The sequence below is a fragment of the Thermococcus fumicolans genome (genome assembly GCF_055386755.1).
The window spans coordinates 900,273-919,655 of record NZ_AP042424.1; the positions used below are offsets into that span (position 1 = coordinate 900,273).

Annotated in this window: 20 protein-coding genes and 1 tRNA gene; 13 read left to right on the forward strand and 8 right to left on the reverse strand. The window is 56.8% G+C overall.

Annotation, left to right across the window (positions count from 1 at the left end):
* Positions 1-104: 104 nt before the first annotated feature.
* The 4 genes from ACZ5AM_RS05045 to ACZ5AM_RS05060 all read left to right on the forward strand — a co-directional run bounded on the left by ACZ5AM_RS05045 (position 105) and on the right by ACZ5AM_RS05060 (position 3,997).
* Positions 105-782, forward strand: coding sequence for a DUF4097 family beta strand repeat-containing protein (locus ACZ5AM_RS05045; RefSeq protein ID WP_464915768.1), 678 nt, complete (start codon positions 105-107; stop codon positions 780-782).
* Positions 772-1,425, forward strand: a complete 654-nt coding sequence (locus ACZ5AM_RS05050) for a DUF4097 family beta strand repeat-containing protein (RefSeq protein ID WP_464915769.1) — start codon at positions 772-774, stop codon at positions 1,423-1,425. The genes ACZ5AM_RS05045 and ACZ5AM_RS05050 overlap by 11 nt, the downstream gene beginning before the upstream one ends.
* A 65-nt stretch (positions 1,426-1,490) precedes the next feature.
* Positions 1,491-2,738, forward strand: coding sequence for an MFS transporter (locus ACZ5AM_RS05055; protein ID WP_464915770.1), 1,248 nt, complete (start codon positions 1,491-1,493; stop codon positions 2,736-2,738).
* Positions 2,735-3,997 carry an MFS transporter gene (locus ACZ5AM_RS05060; protein WP_464915771.1) on the forward strand — a complete coding sequence of 421 codons (1,263 nt, stop codon included), beginning with the start codon at positions 2,735-2,737 and terminating at the stop codon, positions 3,995-3,997. The genes ACZ5AM_RS05055 and ACZ5AM_RS05060 overlap by 4 nt, the downstream gene beginning before the upstream one ends.
* Here ACZ5AM_RS05060 and ACZ5AM_RS05065 read toward each other — a convergent pair.
* Positions 3,990-4,505, reverse strand: a complete 516-nt coding sequence (locus ACZ5AM_RS05065; RefSeq protein ID WP_464915980.1) for a cob(I)yrinic acid a,c-diamide adenosyltransferase — start codon at positions 4,503-4,505, stop codon at positions 3,990-3,992. The genes ACZ5AM_RS05060 and ACZ5AM_RS05065 overlap by 8 nt on opposite strands.
* 177 nt (positions 4,506-4,682) lie before the next feature.
* Between ACZ5AM_RS05065 and ACZ5AM_RS05070 the strand changes: the two genes are divergently transcribed.
* The 4 genes from ACZ5AM_RS05070 (at position 4,683) to ACZ5AM_RS05085 (ending at position 9,117) form a co-directional block, all read left to right on the forward strand.
* A complete protein-coding gene (locus tag ACZ5AM_RS05070) occupies positions 4,683-6,101 on the forward strand; it encodes a TldD/PmbA family protein (protein WP_464915772.1) in 1,419 nt (472 codons plus the stop codon).
* A 10-nt stretch (positions 6,102-6,111) separates the two neighbouring features.
* Positions 6,112-7,434, forward strand: coding sequence for a TldD/PmbA family protein (locus ACZ5AM_RS05075; protein ID WP_464915981.1), 1,323 nt, complete (start codon positions 6,112-6,114; stop codon positions 7,432-7,434).
* A 105-nt stretch (positions 7,435-7,539) separates the two neighbouring features.
* Positions 7,540-8,820, forward strand: a complete 1,281-nt coding sequence (locus ACZ5AM_RS05080) for an MFS transporter (protein ID WP_464915773.1) — start codon at positions 7,540-7,542, stop codon at positions 8,818-8,820.
* Between the two features lie 147 nt (positions 8,821-8,967).
* On the forward strand, positions 8,968-9,117 hold the full coding sequence (locus ACZ5AM_RS05085) for a DUF835 domain-containing protein (RefSeq protein ID WP_464915774.1): 150 nt from the start codon (positions 8,968-8,970) through the stop codon (positions 9,115-9,117).
* Between the two features lie 73 nt (positions 9,118-9,190).
* Here the strand turns inward: ACZ5AM_RS05085 and ACZ5AM_RS05090 are convergent, their stop codons facing one another.
* The 5 genes from ACZ5AM_RS05090 to ACZ5AM_RS05110 all read right to left on the reverse strand — a co-directional run bounded on the left by ACZ5AM_RS05090 (position 9,191) and on the right by ACZ5AM_RS05110 (position 13,477).
* Entirely contained in the window at positions 9,191-11,083 is a 1,893-nt protein-coding gene (locus ACZ5AM_RS05090; protein ID WP_464915775.1) for a molybdopterin-dependent oxidoreductase, read from the reverse strand.
* A gap of 19 nt (positions 11,084-11,102) precedes the next feature.
* Entirely contained in the window at positions 11,103-11,564 is a 462-nt protein-coding gene (locus ACZ5AM_RS05095) for a COG2426 family protein (RefSeq protein WP_464915776.1), read from the reverse strand.
* Positions 11,561-12,133: a phosphatase PAP2 family protein gene (locus ACZ5AM_RS05100; protein WP_464915777.1), complete on the reverse strand. Its 573-nt coding sequence runs from the start codon at positions 12,131-12,133 to the stop codon at positions 11,561-11,563. Before ACZ5AM_RS05100 ends, ACZ5AM_RS05095 begins: the two co-directional genes overlap by 4 nt.
* A gap of 74 nt (positions 12,134-12,207) precedes the next feature.
* A complete protein-coding gene (locus tag ACZ5AM_RS05105; RefSeq protein ID WP_464915778.1) occupies positions 12,208-12,792 on the reverse strand; it encodes an ASCH domain-containing protein in 585 nt (194 codons plus the stop codon).
* On the reverse strand, positions 12,746-13,477 hold the full coding sequence (locus ACZ5AM_RS05110; RefSeq protein WP_464915779.1) for a TIGR02253 family HAD-type hydrolase: 732 nt from the start codon (positions 13,475-13,477) through the stop codon (positions 12,746-12,748). Before ACZ5AM_RS05110 ends, ACZ5AM_RS05105 begins: the two co-directional genes overlap by 47 nt.
* Before the next feature lie 96 nt (positions 13,478-13,573).
* Between ACZ5AM_RS05110 and ACZ5AM_RS05115 the strand changes: the two genes are divergently transcribed.
* The 3 genes from ACZ5AM_RS05115 to pyrG all read left to right on the forward strand — a co-directional run bounded on the left by ACZ5AM_RS05115 (position 13,574) and on the right by pyrG (position 15,944).
* Entirely contained in the window at positions 13,574-13,861 is a 288-nt protein-coding gene (locus ACZ5AM_RS05115) for a DUF357 domain-containing protein (RefSeq protein WP_464915780.1), read from the forward strand.
* A 10-nt stretch (positions 13,862-13,871) separates the two neighbouring features.
* On the forward strand, positions 13,872-14,252 hold the full coding sequence (locus tag ACZ5AM_RS05120) for a DUF555 domain-containing protein (protein WP_464915781.1): 381 nt from the start codon (positions 13,872-13,874) through the stop codon (positions 14,250-14,252).
* Positions 14,253-14,342: 90 nt separating this feature from the next.
* On the forward strand, positions 14,343-15,944 hold the full coding sequence (gene pyrG, locus ACZ5AM_RS05125) for a glutamine hydrolyzing CTP synthase (RefSeq protein ID WP_464915982.1): 1,602 nt from the start codon (positions 14,343-14,345) through the stop codon (positions 15,942-15,944).
* A 10-nt stretch (positions 15,945-15,954) separates the two neighbouring features.
* Here the strand turns inward: pyrG and ACZ5AM_RS05130 are convergent, their stop codons facing one another.
* Positions 15,955-17,040: a glycosyltransferase gene (locus ACZ5AM_RS05130; RefSeq protein ID WP_464915782.1), complete on the reverse strand. Its 1,086-nt coding sequence runs from the start codon at positions 17,038-17,040 to the stop codon at positions 15,955-15,957.
* A 73-nt stretch (positions 17,041-17,113) separates the two neighbouring features.
* On the opposite strand from ACZ5AM_RS05130, the gene ACZ5AM_RS05135 reads away from it, so the two are divergent.
* Positions 17,114-17,191: transfer RNA gene (locus ACZ5AM_RS05135), tRNA-Pro, on the forward strand.
* Positions 17,192-17,209: 18 nt separating this feature from the next.
* Positions 17,210-18,016: a tRNA pseudouridine(38-40) synthase TruA gene (gene truA, locus ACZ5AM_RS05140; protein WP_464915783.1), complete on the forward strand. Its 807-nt coding sequence runs from the start codon at positions 17,210-17,212 to the stop codon at positions 18,014-18,016.
* Here truA and ACZ5AM_RS05145 read toward each other — a convergent pair.
* Positions 17,965-19,353, reverse strand: a complete 1,389-nt coding sequence (locus tag ACZ5AM_RS05145) for a DEAD/DEAH box helicase (protein ID WP_464915983.1) — start codon at positions 19,351-19,353, stop codon at positions 17,965-17,967. The genes truA and ACZ5AM_RS05145 overlap by 52 nt on opposite strands.
* Positions 19,354-19,383 lie beyond the last annotated feature (30 nt).

Genomic DNA, 19,383 nt, shown 5'->3' on the forward strand with positions numbered 1-19,383 from the left:
GAAATGGAAGCGATGGCCCAACCAAAAAGCCCCGTCGAGAATTCCGTCGCCGAAGCGAGGAGCGGTGGGCACGAGCGGCCCCTTTTCGATTTCCTCCCGGAGGGATGGCTGTGAGGTTCGAGGGCATCGAGGAGGTCTGGATGAAGCTCGTCGACGTTGATCTGAAGGTGAGTTCCTGGAGGAGGTCCTACGTGGAGCTCATTCCAGGCTCGGAAAGGGGCATAAAGATCCGGGCCGGGGACGGCAGGCTTTCCGTGGACTACAAGGCCCTGTGGAAGCTCGGGAAGGCGATAAAGCGCGACAGGACCCTGGAGCCGCTGGAACTGCGCGTTCCTGCCGAAGTTCCGGTCTCCGTTGGCATTAAGAGGGGTCATATTACGGCCGATGGGGTGCACTTTGGGAACCTCTCCGTTGGTGAGTGCAGGGTTTCACTGAAGGGATGCACCATTGGCGAGCTCGTCTCGGCGGTTTCAACCGTTCGAGGCTCGGTCGCGGTGGAGGAGAGGGCCTCGGTAATGGCAATGGCCGGGACAGTCGAGCTTGCGGTTGAGAGGCTTGACGGAGATCTGAAAATCGCGAGCAACATGGGGCTCGTTAAGGTCTGCCTTCCCAGGGACTGCGATGCCTCGATAACGACCGAGAACAACGGCGGGGTAGTTAGGATGAAGGGGGTCGGTTCGGAAGGCTTCCTCGGCGACGGAAGAAACACCGTGACGCTCAGGGCGGACATGGGCGGTGTGGTGGAGTTAAACATTTGTGAGGGTGAAGGGGATGGAGTTTGAAGGCATTAGGGAAGTCGAGATAAAGGCCGTTAACGGCCATTTGGATATCGAGGGCTGGGAGCAAAGCCACGTGGAGGTTGACTACACCAAACACGGTGAGGTGGACGTCAAGATCGAGCAGAACGGGGACAAGCTCGTCATAAAGGAGGAGCCGAAGAAGAGGTTCCTCAACCTGCTGGGGGAGAGCGGCTGGGCCGAGATAAACCTGAAGGTGCCGAAGGGCGTCGTTATAAACGCCAAGAACGTCAACGGCGAGCTTAGAGCCAGGAACGTGCGCTTTGATGAGATAACGACGGTTAACGGACGAATTGATATTGAGGACTGCGAGGCCCAGAAGCTGTCCTCGGTTAACGGGACGATAAGGGCGCATCTGAGGATTGCAGGCCCAATGAAAGCTTCGACGGTGAACGGGAGACTGACCGTTGCCATAGATGAGCTCGAAGATGACGTTGAGCTGAGTACCGTCAACGGGAGCATAACACTCCGCCTCACCGACTTCTGCGATGCTAGGATAACGGCAAAGGCAGTAAACGGTGGAGTCCACTTCGTTGGGATCGATCCCGGAAACCCTGTGGTCGGAACCGGCGACTACGAGGTCAAGGTGAGCACAGTGAACGGGAGCGTGAGGGTGGAGCTGGTCTGATTTTCAATTTTTGCAGAATTACATGATTGTTGAATTATTTGGCCAAGCTGAGGGGGTTAGCCGGGATGCTCGACGAGCTGAAGAACCTGGGAAGGAACTACTGGCTCTACACCGCTGGTAGGTGGATCTCGCAGGCCGGCTGGGTGGTTCAGGACGTTGCGGTTCCTCTCTACGTGCTGGACAAGACGGGAAGCGGCGCGATGATGAGCGCCTTCGTGATGGCCGAGCTGATTCCGAGGTTGCTCCTGAATCCAATAGCCGGCGTCATAGGCGACCGCTACAACAGGAAGAAGCTCATGTACGGCCTCGATATCGCGCGGGGCGTTTTGCTCTTCGGCGTTCTGGCATTCAACCTCCTTGGAATCAGGGAACTCCTCATCGTGCAGGTGTTAATGAGCGTCCTCGGGACGTTCTTCTCCGCGGGGATAAGCGGGATGTTCCCGGACTTGGTGGATAAAGAGCGTCTTGCCCAGGCAAACTCGATACTCCAAATGGGCGGGCAGGTTATCAGGATAGTCGGCCCGGTTCTCGGAGGGCTGATATACGCGCTGGGTGGGATAAGGCTGGCGATACTCATAAACGCGGTCAGCTTCTTCGGTTCGGGCCTCTTTGAGATACTCATCGAGTACGAGTGGGAGACGAGAAAGCTGAGCTCGGTTAGGGAAGTCTGGGAGGACATGGTCGAGGGCTTCCGTTTTATTGGGGACTCAAAGCCCCTGCTGATTCTCGTCAGCCTTGCCGTAATACTGAACACCCTCCTCAACCCCGTTTTTGCCGTTGTGCTTCCGTACCTTGCCAGGGTAACGCTGGGCCTTTCCTCCGTCAAATTCGGGAGCATTGAGACGGCCGCAACCCTCGGGGCCTTGGCTGGAAACCTCCTGATAGCCGGGAAGCTCAAAGAGAACTCGGAGGGGGTCTTCTTCAAAGCCGCCTTCGTACAGCTCGGCATCCTCTTCCTCCTCGTCCTCGCGGCCCATCCAGCTTTCAGGGACGTGGCCTATCCGCTTCTCGTAGTCACCTTCGTCCTCTTCGGGGCCTTCAACACCCTCGTGAACGTCCCGCTCTTCACGAAGCTCCAGAAGGCGGTGCCGGGGGAGGTGCGCTCCCGCTTCTTCACGGCGTTTGAGACCGCTGTCATGGCGACGACCCCGCTCGGAATGGCCATCGTCGGCCCAATCCTCAACGTCGTTCCGGTTTACGAGCTGGTGGGGGTTCTTCTGGCTGTGAGCTTCGCCATAGCGCTCGCTTTCTACCTGAGGTTCGGCGAAACCATTATGAGGGTCGGTAAGAAGGTTCCGGAGGTGGTAGGTTGACCTTCAGCAGGAACTTCTGGCTTTTCGCTGTTGGAAGGTTCGTCTCCCAGCTCGGCTGGGCTGTTCAGGACGTAGCTCTGCCGCTCTACGTTCTGGACAAGACTCACAGCGGCTCGGCGATGACGGCGTTCATCCTTGCGGAGATGGTACCTGCTTTACTCGTCATGCCCTTCGCCGGTGTGATAGGGGACCGCTACAACAGGAAGCATCTCATGGTCGGTTTTGATCTCGCGCGTGGAATCCTGCTCTTCGGCGTTCTGGCCTTCAACCTGCTCTCAATCAAGCAACTCCTCGTCGTCCAGGTTGTTATGGCCACGATGGGGGCGTTCTTTGGGGCATCAACGAGCGCGATGTTTCCAGACCTCGTTGACCCGGACGAGCTTGAGAGGGCCAACTCCATAACGAGCTCCTTCAACATCTTCGCCCGCCTCGTCGGTCCTGCCCTCGGCGGCTTTATCTACGCGGTCGGGGGCATCGCCTTGGCTCTCCTTGTCAATGCGGTGAGCTTCTTCGGCTCCGGCCTCTTTGAGATTCTCATCAAATACGAATGGAAGGCCAAAGAGCTTGAGAGTCTCGGTCAGGTCGTTTCCGATATAAGGGAGGGTCTGACCTTCATCCGCTCGAACCGCTATCTTAAAACGCTCCTCGGCTTTGCCATATTCATGATAGCCTTTGCACAGCCATTTGGGGCCGTTCTGATGCCCTACGCCATGAGGGAAATCCTGAAGTTCTCAAGCTACCAGTTCGGCCTTCAGGAGAGCGCTTTCATGGTTGGAGCCTTGATTGGAAACGCGCTGATAGCGGCGAAGTTTGGCAAGAAGGCCGGAAGATACCTCTTCCACGCCCTCCTCTTCGACGGCGTTATGATACTAATCTTCACGTGGCTTATAAGCCCGTTCTCCCAACTCTCAACAAGCTCAGCGTTCCTTCTCCTGGCTGGCGTTAACGTTCTTTGGGGCGCGGTTGAGGCCTTCCTCAACGTGCCGATAAACGCCAAAATACAGCGCGCCGTTCCCAGCGAGGTTCGAGGAAGGGTCTTCTCAGCCATGGCAGTTCTGATGCATGCCGCCGGGCCGTTCGGCCTCCTCGCGGTTGGTCCGCTCCTCGACAGGTTTCCCGCGTGGATAGTCTCTCTCAGTCTCTGGGCTGGGATGGGGGCGGTGGTGCTCTACTACTGGGCCAAACATCGGGAGACCCTTGTGGGGGAGGGCGAAACTGATGCAATGGGAAATAAGGGAAACGGAATGAAGATCACTTGACCTCCTTGACCTTTCCCTCCCTCTTCTCTATAACGCGCGCCATTATGAAGAGTAAATCGCTGAGCCTGTTGAGGTAGACGAGGGCGTTCTTGCCGAAGCCGTAGTCGAGGACGAGTTTGGCCACTTTCCTCTCGGCCCTTCTCGCGACTGTCCTGCAGACGTCAAGCTTTGCGCTCGCTATCGTCGAACCCGGAAGAACAAAGGCCCTCATCTGGAACTCTTCCTCGTACTTAGCTATCAGCTCCTCCATCCACCTGACTTCCTCCTCACCGACCTTCACGTACTTCCCCTTGCTCGCCAGCTCGCCCATGATGCCGTAGAGCTGGACCTGTACCCTCTCCAGTATCTCAGCCATCTCCTCCGGAACGTAGTGCTTGGCTTCCCCCAGAAAGCTGTCGAGCTCGTCTATCGTCCCATTCGCTTCCATTATCGGCGAATACTTCGCGACGCGGTCGCCGGTGAAGAGGCCCGTCAAACCCTTGTCTCCAGTTTTGGTAGTAATGGACATTTTGACCACCACCTATAACACGTGCCCCCTGTTTTTTAGGGTTTGTGGGGCAACGTTGTGAGATCACTGTACACTTTTCCGCGCTAAACTCCGCGTTCTTTTTCGACCACCATCTAAACGAAAAGATTTTTATACTTTGGCAGGCACCATTCTATGCAGTAAACCGAGGTGGTGTGCATGCATGAACTTGTAGAGTTCGCCGTCGAGAAGGCCCTCGAACTGGGGGCTTCCTACGCCGAGGCGCGGTTCGAGGAGAAGAACGGCACTTCTCTGGCGATGAAGAACGGAAACCCAGAGGGGCTTGAGATTCTGGCAGATAAGGGCATTGGCATTCGCGTCCTCGTGGACGGGGGAATGGGCTTCGCAAGCACCAACGTTCTCACAAAGGAGAGCGTCGTCGAGGCCGTTAAGAAGGCAGTAAAGCTCGCAAAGGCGGCATCGAAGGTGAGGAACGAGCCGATTCGCTTTTCCGACGAGGACTTCCACGAGGTCTACTATGAGGTCAAAATGCGCAAGGACTTCCGCGATGTTTCGCCAGAGGAAAAGCTTGAGCTCCTGAAGAAAATCGAGGAGGAGGTAAAAGGAACTGGCGTGAACGTGCCGATGCGCTTCCTGAGATATTCCGACCAGGTGTGGCACAAGATAATAGCCAACAGCGATGGAGCGTTCATCGAGAGCGTTATTCCGCGCGTCTCCACCACCTACAACCTCGTCGTCTTCGAGAACGGCCAGATGGAGCAGGCCCCCTTCGTCCAAAGGGCCTTTTCCGGCGGCCTGGAGCTAATCGAAAAGGACGAGCCCTGGAACTGGGCGGTCAAGGACGTTCAGGCACTGAAAAAACTCATCTACGAAGGCAAGAAGCCGCCTGAAGGGAAAGTTGACCTGGTCATAAGCCCTGAGGTAGCGGGAATAGCCGTCCACGAGAGCGTGGGGCACCCCTACGAGTCCGACAGGATATTCGGAAGGGAAGCGGCCCAGGCCGGAGAGAGCTTCGTCAAGCCGGACATGCTCGGCGAGAGGATAGGGAGCGAAGCTGTCACCGTCATCGAGGATCCAACCCTGCCGAACAGCTGGGGCTTCTACCTCTACGACGACGAGGGAGTGAAGGCGAGGCCGAGGTACCTCATCAAGGACGGAATCATCACCGAGTTCCTCACGAACCGCGAATATGCGGCCAAGCTCGGCCAGAAGTCGAACGCAGCAGCTCGTGCCATCAACTACAACCGCGAGCCAATAGTGAGAATGGCCAACACCTACCTGGCACCCGGCGACTACTCCTTCGAGGAACTGATCGAAGATGTGAAACTCGGCGTCTACATGGTGAGCTTCAACGAGTGGAACATCGATGACCGCAGATACCAGCAAAGGTACATAGGCAGGGAGGCATATCTCATCGAGAACGGCGAGATTAAGCACCCGGTCAGGAGGCCGATCCTTGAGATAACGACGAGAGCGCTATGGAGCAGTGTAGATGCAGTAGGAAGAGAGGTCGAGATGTTCCCCGGAACCTGCGGCAAGGGCGAACCCGGTCAGGGCGTCCCTGTCTGGATGGGTGGAGCACATGCAAGGCTCAGGGACATACCGCTGAGGTACTGAGGTGATGGAGATGTTTGACGTTAATGAGTTCATTTTGAAGAAGGCTAAAGAGCTCGGCTTCGGCGACGTCGTCGTCCTCGGCTACGAGAGGGACAGGAGGCAGGTTAGATTCGCGAACAACGAGATTACCGTGGCTAAAAACTGGCACGAGAGGAAGGTCGAGCTCTTCGTCGAGCTGGAGAAGCGCGTTGCCGGAACGACGATAACCGAGCTGAGCGAGGAGAACATCGAGCGCACTCTGAAGGCGCTCCTGAGCAACATGAAGGGCATGGCGCCGAAGGAGGACTACTACGGCATCGCTGAGGGTCCGTTTGAGTACAAGGACATCCCGGAGACCTTCGATAAAGCCATCGTCGAGCTCAACGAGCCGAACGAGTACGTCGAGAGGGCCATAAACGCGACCCTTGAGGAGGGTGCGAAGAGGGTAGCGGGAGTTCTCTACACCGACCACGACAGGATTTACCTCACCACGAGCAACGGTGTGGAGGCCTTCGACGAGGGAACGGGGATAGAGATAAGCGTTAGAGCCTTCATCGGCGACCTCGAGAGCGGCCACGGGACGAACTCGGTTCGCGTTCTCAAGAAGTTCGACCCCGAGAGTGCGGGGAGAAAGGCTGGAGAAATCGCAAAGCTTGCTCAGAACCCAGAGCAGGGGCCGGAAGGGAAGTTCGACGTCATCTTTGACCCTCTGGCATTTGCCAACCTGCTCAGCTACATGAGCTTCATGACCTCCGCCTATGCCGCCGAGGCCGGATTCAGCTTCTTAGTTAATAAACTCGGCCAGAAAGTCGCGAACGAGATAGTAACGATAAAGGACGTCGGCAACATGCCGAACGGCTACGGAAGCAGGAAGTTCGACGACGAGGGTGTTCCCACGAGGGAAACTACCATCATAGAAAACGGAACCTTCAAGACCTTCCTCCTCAACACGAGCATGGCGAGGAAGTATGGGGTTGAGACGACGGCCAACGCGGGTCTAATAATGCCGCACGCGTGGAACATCGTCCTCGAGCCGGGCGACTACTCCAGGGAGGAGCTCTTCGGCGAGGTCAAGCGTGGAATCTACATAACAAACGTCTGGTACACCCGCTTCCAGAACTACGTCGCCGGCGACTTCTCCACGATACCGCGTGACGGAATATTCCTCGTTGAGAACGGCGAGCTGAAGCCAATAAGGAACATCCGCGTCAGCGATAACCTCCAGCACATACTCGAGAGCATAGCTGCCCTCGGAAAGGACTCCTATCACATCCACTGGTGGGAGGTCAATACACCGGTTTCAACGCCCTACGTGCTCGTCAAGGATGTTGGAATAACGAGGGCGACGAAGTGAGCCTTACCCTTTTTTTAATCTGTTTTCCCGGCCAGATGTTGTGGAATAGACCCTGAAAAACACTTAAAACTTCCTTCATACTTATTCCTCCATGGAGGTGGGAGAGTGGAGGCCATCGAAAACTCCCGCTTGAATAAGTTCCACTACAGGCTTTTGGCCATTCTTGGAACCGTATGGGCCTTCATAGCGGTGAACACCATCTCGGCGGGGTTCGTCATAGCCCTGCTCAAGAACGACCCGGCCTTCCAGGGCAGCCTGACGAAGCTCGGCTCTCTCGGCTCAGCGGCGCTCTTTGGAATGCTCTTTGGAGCGTGGCTCTTCGGCTATCTAGCGGACAGGATTGGGAGGAAGAGGACGCTGGTCCTGGCGGTCTCGACCTTCTCTCTCGGCTCGATAATAAGCTCGTTCGCCGGCAACCTCGACCAGCTCATAGTCCTGCGCTTCATCGTCGGCCTCGGCCTCGGCGGCTCATTGCCGGTCGCCAGCTCCTACTTCGCCGAGTTCATGCCCCGCTCGATAAGGGGGGCTATGATCTCAATCCTCGAGAGCTTCTGGGCTGTTGGGACGATAATAATCGGAATCGTGGCCCTGCTGGTGAAGGCGGACTGGAGGAGCATACTCCTCTTCGGCGGGGCGGTAATCCTGATCCTGCCGCTCCTTCTCACCCTCCCCGAGTCGCCGCGCTTCCTCCTAACTAAGGGGCGCGTTAAAGAGGCGGAGGAGACCCTCAGGAAGATATTCGGAGTGAGCGTAAAGCTCGAAATGCCCAGAGCGGCCGGGAAGGTATCGGTTGGGGACCTCTGGAGGCGCTACGGTAAAACGACGCTCATGCTCACCATCGCGTGGTTCAGCATAGCCTTCGCCTACTACGGCTTCTTCATCTGGCTGCCGAGGTTCCTCTCCGCGACGCTTGGCATAACGGTCTTCAGGAGCTTCCAGTACTTCATAGTAACGGCAATAGCCCAGCTCCCGGGTTACTGGAGCGCCGCCTACCTACTCGAAAGGATAGGCAGGAAGAAGACGCTCTCATACTACCTGCTCCTCTCTGGAATAGCGGGTGTCGGCTTCTACTTCGCGGCCAACTCAGGCAACGAGACGGCGATAATCGCGAGCGCTATAGCATTCAGCTTCTTCAACCTTGGAGCCTGGGGGGCGATATACGCCTACACGCCGGAGCTATATCCGACGGCCGTCAGGGGCACCGGCACGGGCTGGGCCGGGGCGATGGCCAGGATAGGCGGCGGAATAGCGCCGATACTCGCGGGAAGGATAATGGAAGTCGGGAGCGCCGCCCTGGCGGTTCTGGTTATAGCGGTTGTTGCGATAATCGGCGCTCTGGACGTCCTGGCGCTGGGAGAGGAGACGATGGGAAAGGAGCTCGCCTAAAACTCATAATCCTGCGGTCACTTTTCCTCTCCCTGGCTAATCTCTCCGTCTAGAGGTTCAAACGGCCACTAAATAGAGTATGTTCCCTCGGTAACAGTCTGTTATGATCGACTTCCTTCTCAGCTGTTTGAGAAAGGGCACTCCCTGGTGGTCGTTGACGGCTTCGAGTACCTTGTCGTTGAGAACGGTTTTGAGAACGCCTTTAAGTTTCTGCTCTCCCTCAAAGACAACGTCGTGAGCTTCAGCGGCACGCTCATCGTGGCCACGGATTTCTCGGTGCACTCCGAGACCCAGTGAACACTGATCGTAAGGGAGCTGGCAAAGCTCGAGATGAAGCGCTGACTGAGCTCCGTTCTTTTGGAGGGGGAGGTCAGGCCTTGCGTACATCCACCCAGGTTGAATGGTAAGCCGAGCCGTTCCCGTAGTCCTCGACGGTTTCGTCGGTGGTCAGGAAGTTGGCGTTCCAGCCGAGCAGTCTGGGCCAGAAGGCCTTGTAGAGGAGGACGACGCCCCTAGGGATGTCGTCGCTGATCCTTGCATGGGTTCTTATCCTTCCGTAGTCGTTGAAGACCTCAACGGCGTCGCCCTCGTTAATCCCCCTCTCGCGTGCGTCGGATGGGTTGATGTATAGGCTCGGGTCTACCATGCCGTGCGTGTTGTGGTACTGACTCGTTATCGTCATCCTGTGGGTCGGCGTGAGGAGCCTTAGGGGGTATTTGCCCTCGAACTTCCTGTACTCAGGGAACGGGCTCAGACCGCGCTCCAAGGCCCTTTGGGAGTAGAACTCTATCTTTCCGCTCGGTGTTTCCCATCTTCTCGGCCCTTCCGGCACTTTGACGAAGCCCTTCCCCTTAAGTTCCTCCCAGCTCAGGCCGTTAAGCTCGAGAACTTTCCTTATCACTTCCTCGTCACTCTCATAGAGGTATGGGCTCTCTATTCCCAGGGCCTTCGCGAGCAGACGCGTAACCTCGCTGTTGCTCTTCCCGTAGAGCTTTGCAACAGGCTCGTTTAGGGCAACGTAGCGGTGGTAGTAGCTGTCCGCTATATCCAACCGCTCGAAGAAGGTATTGGCCGGGAGAACGACGTCCGAGTAGAGCGCCGTATCTGTGAGGAAGATATCGTGCGTAACTACGAAGACATCACTTTCGATCAGCGCTTTCCTCAGTCGGTTCTGGTTCGGCAGGCTCGCGAGCGGGTTGGAGTTGTAGACGTAGATGAACTTAATCTCGCCCCTCTCGATGTACTCGGCGAGCTTCATCTGCGGAACCCTCTTGGCCGGCTTGGTTCGCAGAAAGGCTCCCTCGGCGTAGGACTTGTCTATCGCCTTCATGTCGTAGATGAAGCCGAAGCGGTGGCCGACCAAAGCCGGGAGAATCGCTATCGTCCTCACCGCCTCGCCCCCAGCTAAGGAACGCTGGAAGCCGTAGCCGATGTGGATTATTCCTCTCTTCTCGGCGTATTCTCCCGCGAACTCCTCAATCTCTCCAACGCTCAGGCCCGTCTCTTGGCTCACATAATCAAGCGATAACGTTTTTACATAATTCTTGAATTCTTCAAAGCCGTAAACGTTCTCCCTAACAAAGGCCTTGTCGTAGAGGTTCTCCTCAATGATGACCTTGGCAATTCCTAAAGCGAAGAGAACGTCCGTGTCGGGCCTTATCTGAAAGAACTTGTCGCTCCTCTTAGCAGTTTCAGTTCTCACAACGTCAACCGTCCAGATCTCGAGGTTGTTCCTCTCGGCCAGTATGAAGCCGTGTAGATTCGTCCAAAAGGCGTTTATCCCCCAGTAGACGAGCAAGCGGTGATTTCTGAGCTCCTCGGGATCCATGCCAACCGCTGTTCCATAAACGTCCTTCAAAGCCTCCTGCCCGGCCCTGTCGCAGATGCCGTAGTCGAGCATTGCCGCGTTGAGGTAGTGGAAGAGCCTCAGCGGGAAGGCGTAGTTCACTACTCCCCTGTCACCGGCGTATTGATAAACGAGAACGCTCTCGCTTCCGTACTCTTCAATAGTCTCCCTCAGCTTATCTGCGACTAGCTTTATCGCCTCCTCCCAGCTCACCTCTTTAAACTCACCGCTTCCCCTGTCGCCGGCTCTCACGAGCGGGTTTTTGAGCCTGTCCTTGGAGTGGAACCACCTTGGCAAAAGCGCCCCCTTCGGACAGAGAAAACCAGCAGTCACTGGATGTTCTGGGTTACCCCTGACGGTCAGCCTTCCGTTCTTGAACTCGCTTATCATGGAGCACGTGTCGTAGCAGTCCCTCATGCAGACCGAGAAGATGGTATCACCCCCAGATGCCGAGGCTTGGGGGCAGGGTTATGGCCATGCTCATGAAGCCCCCGAGGAGGAGCGCCGGGAAGGATCTCCTCTTTTCGATGCCGAGGAGGTAGGCCGCTAGGGCACCGGTCCAGATGCCGGTTCCGGGGAGGGGGATCGCGACGAAGACGAGGAGGCCCCAGAAGCCCCACCTTTCCACGTACGGGTGGGCTTTCTTCCTCACCCTCTCGATGTAGTGGAGGTAGAGGCGCACTATCCTCTCCAGAGGGGTTTTCTCAAGCCAGAGCATGAGCCGGTCTATGTAGGGCAGGAGGAGGGGAAGGACCACGGACAGGGCTAAAACACCCAAGCTGGAGGCTATCAACGTCTCCCAGAGGGGGTAACCCCTTCCAACGCCGTAAACTACCGCGTATCGCCCCTCCAGAGTTGGGAGTAGGGATATGGTTAGGACTTCGAGAAAGCCGTTCATTCTTTCCCCACCCCGAGTAGCGATTTTAGCAGGAGGTAGAGCCATGGAGCGAAGGCCAGACTGAAGAGCACGTCACTAAGCCAGTGGTAGTGAAGGAATAGCCTCGTGAGGGCTATGCCTACGGCGTAGATCCAGGCGAAGAATGCGTACTTCTTCCAGCGGTCTGAGACATAGGTTGCTACTATTGCCGCCCTGAAGGTGTGGCCAGATGGAAAGGCATAGCCGCCTATCCCGGATCCGTATGGCCTAGGACGGGTTTCTGCAAAGAGAAACTTAAGCGCACCAACGGCGGCAAGGCCGAGGGTAGTGGCGAGAATGAAGGCCACCGTTCTCCGAGAGATCGAGCCCCCTCTCCAGTCAAGGTAGAGGATGGTGATGATGAAAGGTATCAGGAATAGATCCCCTCCGAACGCCGTCAGGAAGTGCATAAGGGGGGCGTCTATCAGCGGGAGGGTCGAGTTGACCCACTCGTTTATTCCCCTGAAGGTCCCGAGTGCTTGGAGGGAAAGGATCATAAAGAGGATCACTGTGAGGGCGATGAAATCGTTTCCAAGTTTGAACCGCTTCATGGCACTCCATGGAAAAGCGCGAGCGGTAAAAAGCTTTTCCGTGGGGGAGAGGGTACAATAGGGATTAAAACGGGTTAGATGACACCTGCTGCGTAGAGGGCGTGGTAGGTCTTTAGGAGTGCCTGCTGGACCCTCTTTGGCCCGAACGTCCTGACGACCCTTCCGAGCCCCTCGTTGTAAATGCGGCGCATTATGAAGTCCGTTTCGCGGTTGAGGTTCAGCTTTTCCTGATTCTCTAGGTAGAGCCTCGCTATCTCGGCCGGCTCGCGGTAGTTGAGGCCTTTGAGCCATTTGAGCGGTATCCCGTCGTCGAAGCGCTTTATGACTTCGAAGCCGATGATGGTAACTTCGTCGTCCCCGTAGAGCTCGCCGTAGATCTTGCCGAGCTCCCTGAGGAGTTCCCTGACGTCGGAGAATCCGTCTAGCTTAGCGTCCTCGTTGGTGAGCTCTCTGACCTTTTTCCTCTCCACGCGGGTTATCCTGACCTTTGCTATGGCGGTGTCGCTTGGGGTCACGACTAGGTAGACCTCGCTCCCAGGCTTTGCTTCGTAGTCTCCGTAGCGTATCGTCGTGACCTTATCGCCGCGCAGGATCCTCGACTTGTAGGCGGAATCAATCAGGATGAACTTCCTTATCTGAACGCTCTTCCCTCTCCTCACTCTCGATCCCCCTGATTACCTCCACCACTTCCTCAAGAGACCTGATTACGAAGTCCGCGTATTCAAGGTAGTCCAGCTCCCTGCTGGCGTACTTGCCGTATTTAAACCAGACCGTCCTCATCCCGACCTGCTTCGCGCCGTAGATGTCAGAGTACAGCCTGTCCCCAACCATCACCGCCTCCTCTGGCCTCACCCCGAACCGCGCCAGGGCCTTCTCGAATATCTTTCTGTGGGGCTTTTTGACCCCGACGAAGTCAGATATGAGGACGTCGTCGAAGTAGTCCTCGATCTCCGTTCTCAGGATCTTCTCCCACTGCTTTATCGGGTTCCCGTCTGTGATCACGCCGAGTTTGAGCCCCATCTCCTTGAGGCGGAGGAGGGTTCTCTTCGCGCCCTTCACCGTCTTGAGGTGGGAAATCTTCGTGTTGTGGTAGTTGATGACCCCAGCGGCCACCCACTTCGGGTTGTACGGGAGGTCGAGGCGCCTCAGGAGGTAGTCGAAGTGGTGGGAGAAGTTGCTCCCGTACTCGTTTATCAGCTCGATGAGCTCGTGATAGGCTATCCCGAAGTCAACGGGCATTCCGGCCCGTATCATGCCCTCTATCGCGTTCCGCCTCGCTATCTCCGCGAGCTTCGTCGTGTCGATGAGGGTGTCGTCAAGGTCGAAGAGGACGACCTTTATCATTTTCTCCACCGCCTGATCTTGGGCGGGATGGTATTTAATGGTGATGGTGGGCAAGATTTATAAAACCGGGGCTCAACCCTTTCCGAGGCGAGACAGGTGGGGCGGGAGATAACGGAGGAGAAGCTCCAGAAGTATTTTAGAATAACTGAGGAGGCCCTTAAAACCCTCGAAGTTGTTGTCCACGAAAAGAGCCTCCTGAAAGCCGTTGCGGACGATTTTCTGACAATGGCGAAGAGCTATTTTGAGGACGCTAAATACTACTACGAGAGGGGCGACTACGTCACAGCGTTTGCCGCCCTGAACTACGCGCACGGTTTTATCGACGCCGGCGTAAGGCTCGGGGTTTTCAGGGGTGAGGACGACAGGCTGTTCGCCTTCGGCTGAGGTGAGGACGATGGGGGACTACGTCGTGGTTCTTGAGGCTCCGATTATTGTTAGGGACGTCGAGACGAGTGAGGACGCGATAAACGTCGCGGTGAGCAAGGTTGCTAAGGCGCTCAACAAGGAGAACCTCGATTTCGTGAGGGTCGAGATAGGCTACTCCCAGTGTCCCGTCTGCGGGGCCCACTTCGAGAGCGCCTTCGTCATAGGCTCCGTTGGACTTGTCGGGATGTACCTCACACTCAAGGTCTTCAACGCCCAGAGCGTTGAGCACGCCGAGAGGATAGCGAAGGCCGTCGTTGGAAAGGCCCTGAAGAAGGTTCCCCTCAAGGTCTACGAGATCCGCGAGCTGACCGAGGAGGAAGAGGGAGACGGGGTCGAGCTGGAGGAGTGAGGACTTCTTTCTTACCCCTGAACTTCTTTCCCGGCAAAGCTTTTAAACATCCACCAATCAATGGACGACATAACAGATGGAGGTTTTGCCATGACAAAGTTCATATTCGTCACGGGTGGTGTCGTCAGCGGCCTTGGAAAGGGAATAACGAGCGCCTCCCTCGGAATGCTCATGAAGGCGAGGGGATTCAGAACGACGAACATCAAGATCGACCCCTACCTCAACTACGACGCTGGGACGATGAACCCCTACCAGCACGGGGAAGTTTTTGTGCTCGACGACGGGGGAGAAGTTGACCTCGACCTCGGGAACTACGAGCGCTTCCTCGACACGAGCCTCAGCTTCGACCACAACATAACCACTGGCAAGGTCTACTCGGCCGTCATAGAGAAGGAGAGGAAGGGTGAATACCTTGGAGCAACCGTCCAGGTCATCCCCCACATCACCAACGAGATAAAGGAGCGCATAAGGCGTATCGCTAGGGACTACGACGTCGTCATCGTAGAGATAGGCGGAACGGTAGGAGATATCGAGAGCATGCCCTTCCTCGAGGCGGCGAGGCAGATGCAGATAGAGGAAGGGAGAGAGAACGTCGCCTTCGTCCACGTCACCTACGTGCCCAAGCTCCGCGTTGTCGGCGAGCAGAAGACCAAGCCGACCCAGCACAGCGTGAAGGAGCTCCGCTCCCTTGGAATCCAGCCCGATGCGATAGTAGCGCGCTCGGAAGAGCCGCTTGAAGAGTCCGCGAGGCTCAAGATAAGCCTCTTCACGAACGTCCCGGACGAGGCGGTAATAAGCGCCTACGACGTCGAGGACACCTACGAGGTTCCGCTGATGCTGGAGAAGGAGGGCCTCGCCAGGTACCTCACCAAGAGGCTCGGCCTTCCGGAAAGGGAGCCTGAGCTCGAAGCATGGCGCGAGATGGTTGAAACTTACAAGTCCCTCGAGGAGACGGTAGAGATAGCCATCGTTGGCAAGTACGTCAAGTTGGCTGACTCCTACCTGAGCATAAAGGAGGCTCTCAAACACTCCAGCGTCGCCAACGGCGTTAAGGTCAAGATCAGATGGATAGAAGCCGAGGACCTTGAGAAAGCTGGAACAAAGCTCCTCGAGGGCGTCGATGGAATCATCGTCCCGGGCGGCTTCGGTGCGCGCGGTACTGAGGGCAAGATGCTTGCCGCTCGCTACGCCCGCGAGAACGACATCCCGTTCCTCGGGATCTGCTTCGGCTTCCAGCTAACCGTCGTCGAGTTCGCCCGCAACGTCCTCGGACTCAAAGGGGCCCACTCAACCGAGATAGACCCGCAGACTCCTTATCCCGTCGTCGACCTCATGCCGGAGCAGCGCGATCTGGACAGGCTCGGCGGAACGATGCGTCTCGGTGCCTATCCAGTCCACATAAAGCCCAACACCCTCGCGAGGAAGCTCTACGGCAGGGAGATAGTCTACGAGCGCCACAGGCACCGCTGGGAGGTTAATCCGGACTACATTGAGCAGTTCGAGAAGGCCGGACTGGTTTTCAGCGGCATAGCCGGCGACGACAGCAGGAGGATGGAGATACTTGAGCTCCCGGAGCACAGCTACTTCATAGCGACCCAGTTCCATCCGGAGTTCAAGTCCAGGCCCATGAACCCCGCGCCGGTCTTCAGGGGACTTGTAAAGGCCGCAAAAGAGAGGAAGTACGGGGAGTGACTTCTCTTCTTTATCCCCAAGTCACGTTTCTGTTGAAGAGGAACCTCACCACGAACGAGACGCCTATGCCGAAGAGGTTCGCGAGGAGGTAGTGCATCCCCATGTACACCAGGGGTGCGTAGACCAGCCACTGCACGATGGCCCCCATAAGTGCCGCGACGTGGAAGCTGAAGAGCCTCCTCCAGAAGGGGTACCTCCGCAGATCCCTGAAGGTCCAGAGGTCGTTCCATGTGAAGTTGTTGAGGATTGCGAGCTCCGTGGCCGGGATGTTGGCGATGTACTTGCTCATCCCGAGTTCGGACACAAAGAACCAGAGGAAGCCCTCGTTGACAACGATGCCCGAGGCCCCCACGATGCTGAACTTTATTATCCTGTCCAGTTCGCCCTCCCAGCGCATGAGCCTGTAGACGTGCTTTAGGTACTTCACCATCGTCTTCCCGCTGAGCTTGCTCTCCCCGGCCTTCCTGAGGCCGAAGGTGAAGGGTACTTCAACGACCTTGCTATAGCGCCCCTTTATGAGGATCTCCATGAGGATCTTGAAGCCTATCGGGTTGAGCTCGGTACCCTCCACGACCTCCCTCTTGAGGGCGAAGAAGCCGCTCACGGGGTCTTTGACGTTCCTTATCCTCGGGAGGGCCAGGCGGCCTATCATTATGGCGCCCTTCGAGATGAGCTTCCTGTACCAGTACCAGTTCTTAACCGCCCCGCCCGGGATGTACCTGCTGGCCACCGCTATGTCCGCCCCGTTCTCTATCGCTTCAACGAGCTCCGGGATCTTCTCGGGCGGGTGCTGTAAATCCGCGTCCATGACCACGAGGACGTCCCCGGAGGCCTCCTTAAAGCCTCTGATGACGGCTGAGGACAGGCCCTTCTCGTCAGTCCTCCTGATGACCTTCACGGGGTACCTCTCGCCGAGCTCCATCGCGCGCTCCCACGTCCTGTCCGGGGAATCATCGTCAACTATAACAATCTCGAACTCGTAGCCGGCTTTGCTCATGGAATTTGAGATCCTCTCAAAGAGCTCCTCCAGGTTGTCCCGCTCGTTGTAGGTTGGGATTATAACCGACACCTTTGGTTTGAAGGCTTTCTCCCGCATTCCATTCCCTCCCGGCCAGGAAATTAAAACCCGCAAACTTTATAAGCTTTGCAGGGCCCTTATCCCCGGACATGGGGCCGTGGGGTAGCTTGGTCCATCCTGCGGGCTTTGGGAGCCCGTGACCCGGGTTCAAATCCCGGCGGCCCCACCAGCTTCTGCGGGTGGTAGGATGAGGCTTGCCCTCCGCATAGCCTACGACGGCACCGCCTTCTACGGCTTCCAGAGACAGCCCGGCCTGAGAACTGTCGAGGGCGAACTGATAAGGGTTCTTGAGAGGCTCGGTATAATCGAGGATCCAGCCTCTTCCAACTTTAAAGGTGCCTCAAGGACGGACAGGGGTGTTTCGGCGTTCTTCAACGTCGTCTCCTTTGACCCCGTCCCCGAGAAGGCCTACCTCGCCCGACCCGAGATCCTCAACCACCACCTGCGCGACGTCTGGGCCCTCGGCTGGGCAGAGATTCCCGACGACTTCCACCCAAGGTTTTGGGCCCGGGGGAAGACCTACCGCTACTACCTCGTTGACAGGGGCTTCAACGTCGAGTCGATGAGGGAGTGCGCGGAAAGGTTTGAGGGAGTCCACGACTTCTCCGCTTTTTCAAAGCTCGAACCCGGGAAGGATCCCTTCAGGGAGGTGGAATCGGTCGAGATAATCGCGAGGACTGGGTACTTCGTAATCGAAGTCAGGGGGAAGTCCTTCCTCTGGGAGATGGTCCGCAGGATGGTGAACGCCCTCGTCTCGTGCGGCCTCAACCTGCTCACGCCGGATGAGGTTTCGGAGATACTCTCAGGCAGCTTCCGGAAGAAGATCCCACCCGCCCCGCCTGAGAACCTCGTCCTGTGGCGTATAGACTACGAGGGGGTTGAATTTAAGGTCGATGAGAACGCCGTAAAAGGGTTCAAAAAAGCGGTTTTCTCCCGCTATTCCTACGCCCTAGCCCGGGCGGCTCTCCTCGGGGACTGGCTGATCTCAGTGTAAACTTCGCTGTCGTAGTATTTGCCGTAGTACTGCTTCAGGGCCTTCTGGCGCTCGATGAAGTGCGTGAAGAGCAGCGGGTCATCGTCCTGAACGTCGACTATGACGGCCTTCATGCCCTTCTTTGGTCTCAATGCTCTCCCTATGGTCTGTATCGTCATTATGTCGCTCTTCCCTCCGCCTGCCAGGATTATGGCCGAGATCTCGGGTATGTCTACTCCTTCCTTTAGGAGCGTTGAGACGAGTACGGGGATCCTGCCTTCCCTGAACTCCTCTAGGATCTCCCACCTGTTTGGGCTCTGCGAACTCAGGAACTCAGCTCTTACGCCCCTCTTCTCAAGCATCTCCTTCAGTATCTTGCCGTGTTCAAGCCTCTTAACGTCTATGAGGACCCTGTGGCCTTTTCTGGCTAGCTCTACGGCCTTCTCGACTATCGCCCTGTTCCTCGCGTCGTTGTTCATGACCATGTCCTCATAGAGCTCCTTGTAGCGCTCGCTGAAGGAGGGCATCTCGGAGTTGTACTTTATCACCTCGAAGCGGGGCTTTGAGAGGAACTTTTCCTTTATTAAGTCCTCGGCGCGGACTTCGTAGATTATGGGCCCCACAACGGCCTCTATCTTTATCTCCTCCCCCCTGACGCGCCTCCAGGGCGTGGCCGAGAGCCCGAAGCGATAGACCTGCGGAAGGCTCAGCCCGAGCTTGTAGAACTTCTCGGCGGCTGAAGTCCTGTGGCACTCGTCGAAGATGACTATCCCGTACTCGCGCTGGAGCTTCTCCGTGCCCCTCGACAGGAGGGTCTGTATCATGGCCACGGTTACTGGGCCTTCCCTCCACTTGTTGTCCCCGATGATGCCTGCATCGACACCCAGGACTTCCCTAACTTTGTCCGCCCACTGGTAGAGCAGTTCCTTCGTGTGGACGACTATTATGGCCGAGAGGCCCAGCTTCCCTATTATCCCCAGGCCAACTATGGTCTTCCCGCTGCCGACGGGAAGGGCCAGAACCCCCATTTTCTCCTTCAGCGCCTTGTTGATTGCCCTCTGCTGGTACCTCCTGAGCTTGTAACTGGGGTTCCAGCTGACCTCCAGTTTCTCCCCCCCAGGTTCTCTCTCGTCCTTCACCCTCACTCGGTAGCCCTTTGAGTTCAGGAACTTCTTCACTCTGGGGACGAGGCCGACCGGAAAGCTGTTAGTGTAGGGGTCGTAGAGGCTTTCGGGCTTCTCCCATTTTCCGTAGTCCTTTTTGTAGGTCAGGAGGTCGTAGATTTTGAAGTAAACCTTAGGCTCGGCTTTTTCAACGTAGGCCCTCGTGGAGCCCTTTGGGATCCTCACGGTTACCATGGACATGGCCAGTCAAACTGGAGGTAGATA

Coding starts and splice junctions, on each gene's coding strand:
- ACZ5AM_RS05145 (WP_464915983.1), bottom strand. CDS start 19,353: ATGGTAACCGTGAGGATCCCAAAGGGCTCCACGAGGGCCTACGTTGAA.
- ACZ5AM_RS05055 (WP_464915770.1), top strand. CDS start 1,491: ATGCTCGACGAGCTGAAGAACCTGGGAAGGAACTACTGGCTCTACACC.
- truA (WP_464915783.1), top strand. CDS start 17,210: ATGAGGCTTGCCCTCCGCATAGCCTACGACGGCACCGCCTTCTACGGC.
- ACZ5AM_RS05050 (WP_464915769.1), top strand. CDS start 772: ATGGAGTTTGAAGGCATTAGGGAAGTCGAGATAAAGGCCGTTAACGGC.
- ACZ5AM_RS05120 (WP_464915781.1), top strand. CDS start 13,872: ATGGGGGACTACGTCGTGGTTCTTGAGGCTCCGATTATTGTTAGGGAC.
- ACZ5AM_RS05090 (WP_464915775.1), bottom strand. CDS start 11,083: ATGAGGGACTGCTACGACACGTGCTCCATGATAAGCGAGTTCAAGAAC.
- pyrG (WP_464915982.1), top strand. CDS start 14,343: ATGACAAAGTTCATATTCGTCACGGGTGGTGTCGTCAGCGGCCTTGGA.
- ACZ5AM_RS05095 (WP_464915776.1), bottom strand. CDS start 11,564: ATGAACGGCTTTCTCGAAGTCCTAACCATATCCCTACTCCCAACTCTG.
- ACZ5AM_RS05070 (WP_464915772.1), top strand. CDS start 4,683: ATGCATGAACTTGTAGAGTTCGCCGTCGAGAAGGCCCTCGAACTGGGG.
- ACZ5AM_RS05045 (WP_464915768.1), top strand. CDS start 105: ATGGCTGTGAGGTTCGAGGGCATCGAGGAGGTCTGGATGAAGCTCGTC.
- ACZ5AM_RS05130 (WP_464915782.1), bottom strand. CDS start 17,040: ATGCGGGAGAAAGCCTTCAAACCAAAGGTGTCGGTTATAATCCCAACC.
- ACZ5AM_RS05100 (WP_464915777.1), bottom strand. CDS start 12,133: ATGAAGCGGTTCAAACTTGGAAACGATTTCATCGCCCTCACAGTGATC.
- ACZ5AM_RS05065 (WP_464915980.1), bottom strand. CDS start 4,505: ATGTCCATTACTACCAAAACTGGAGACAAGGGTTTGACGGGCCTCTTC.
- ACZ5AM_RS05075 (WP_464915981.1), top strand. CDS start 6,112: ATGTTTGACGTTAATGAGTTCATTTTGAAGAAGGCTAAAGAGCTCGGC.
- ACZ5AM_RS05110 (WP_464915779.1), bottom strand. CDS start 13,477: ATGATAAAGGTCGTCCTCTTCGACCTTGACGACACCCTCATCGACACG.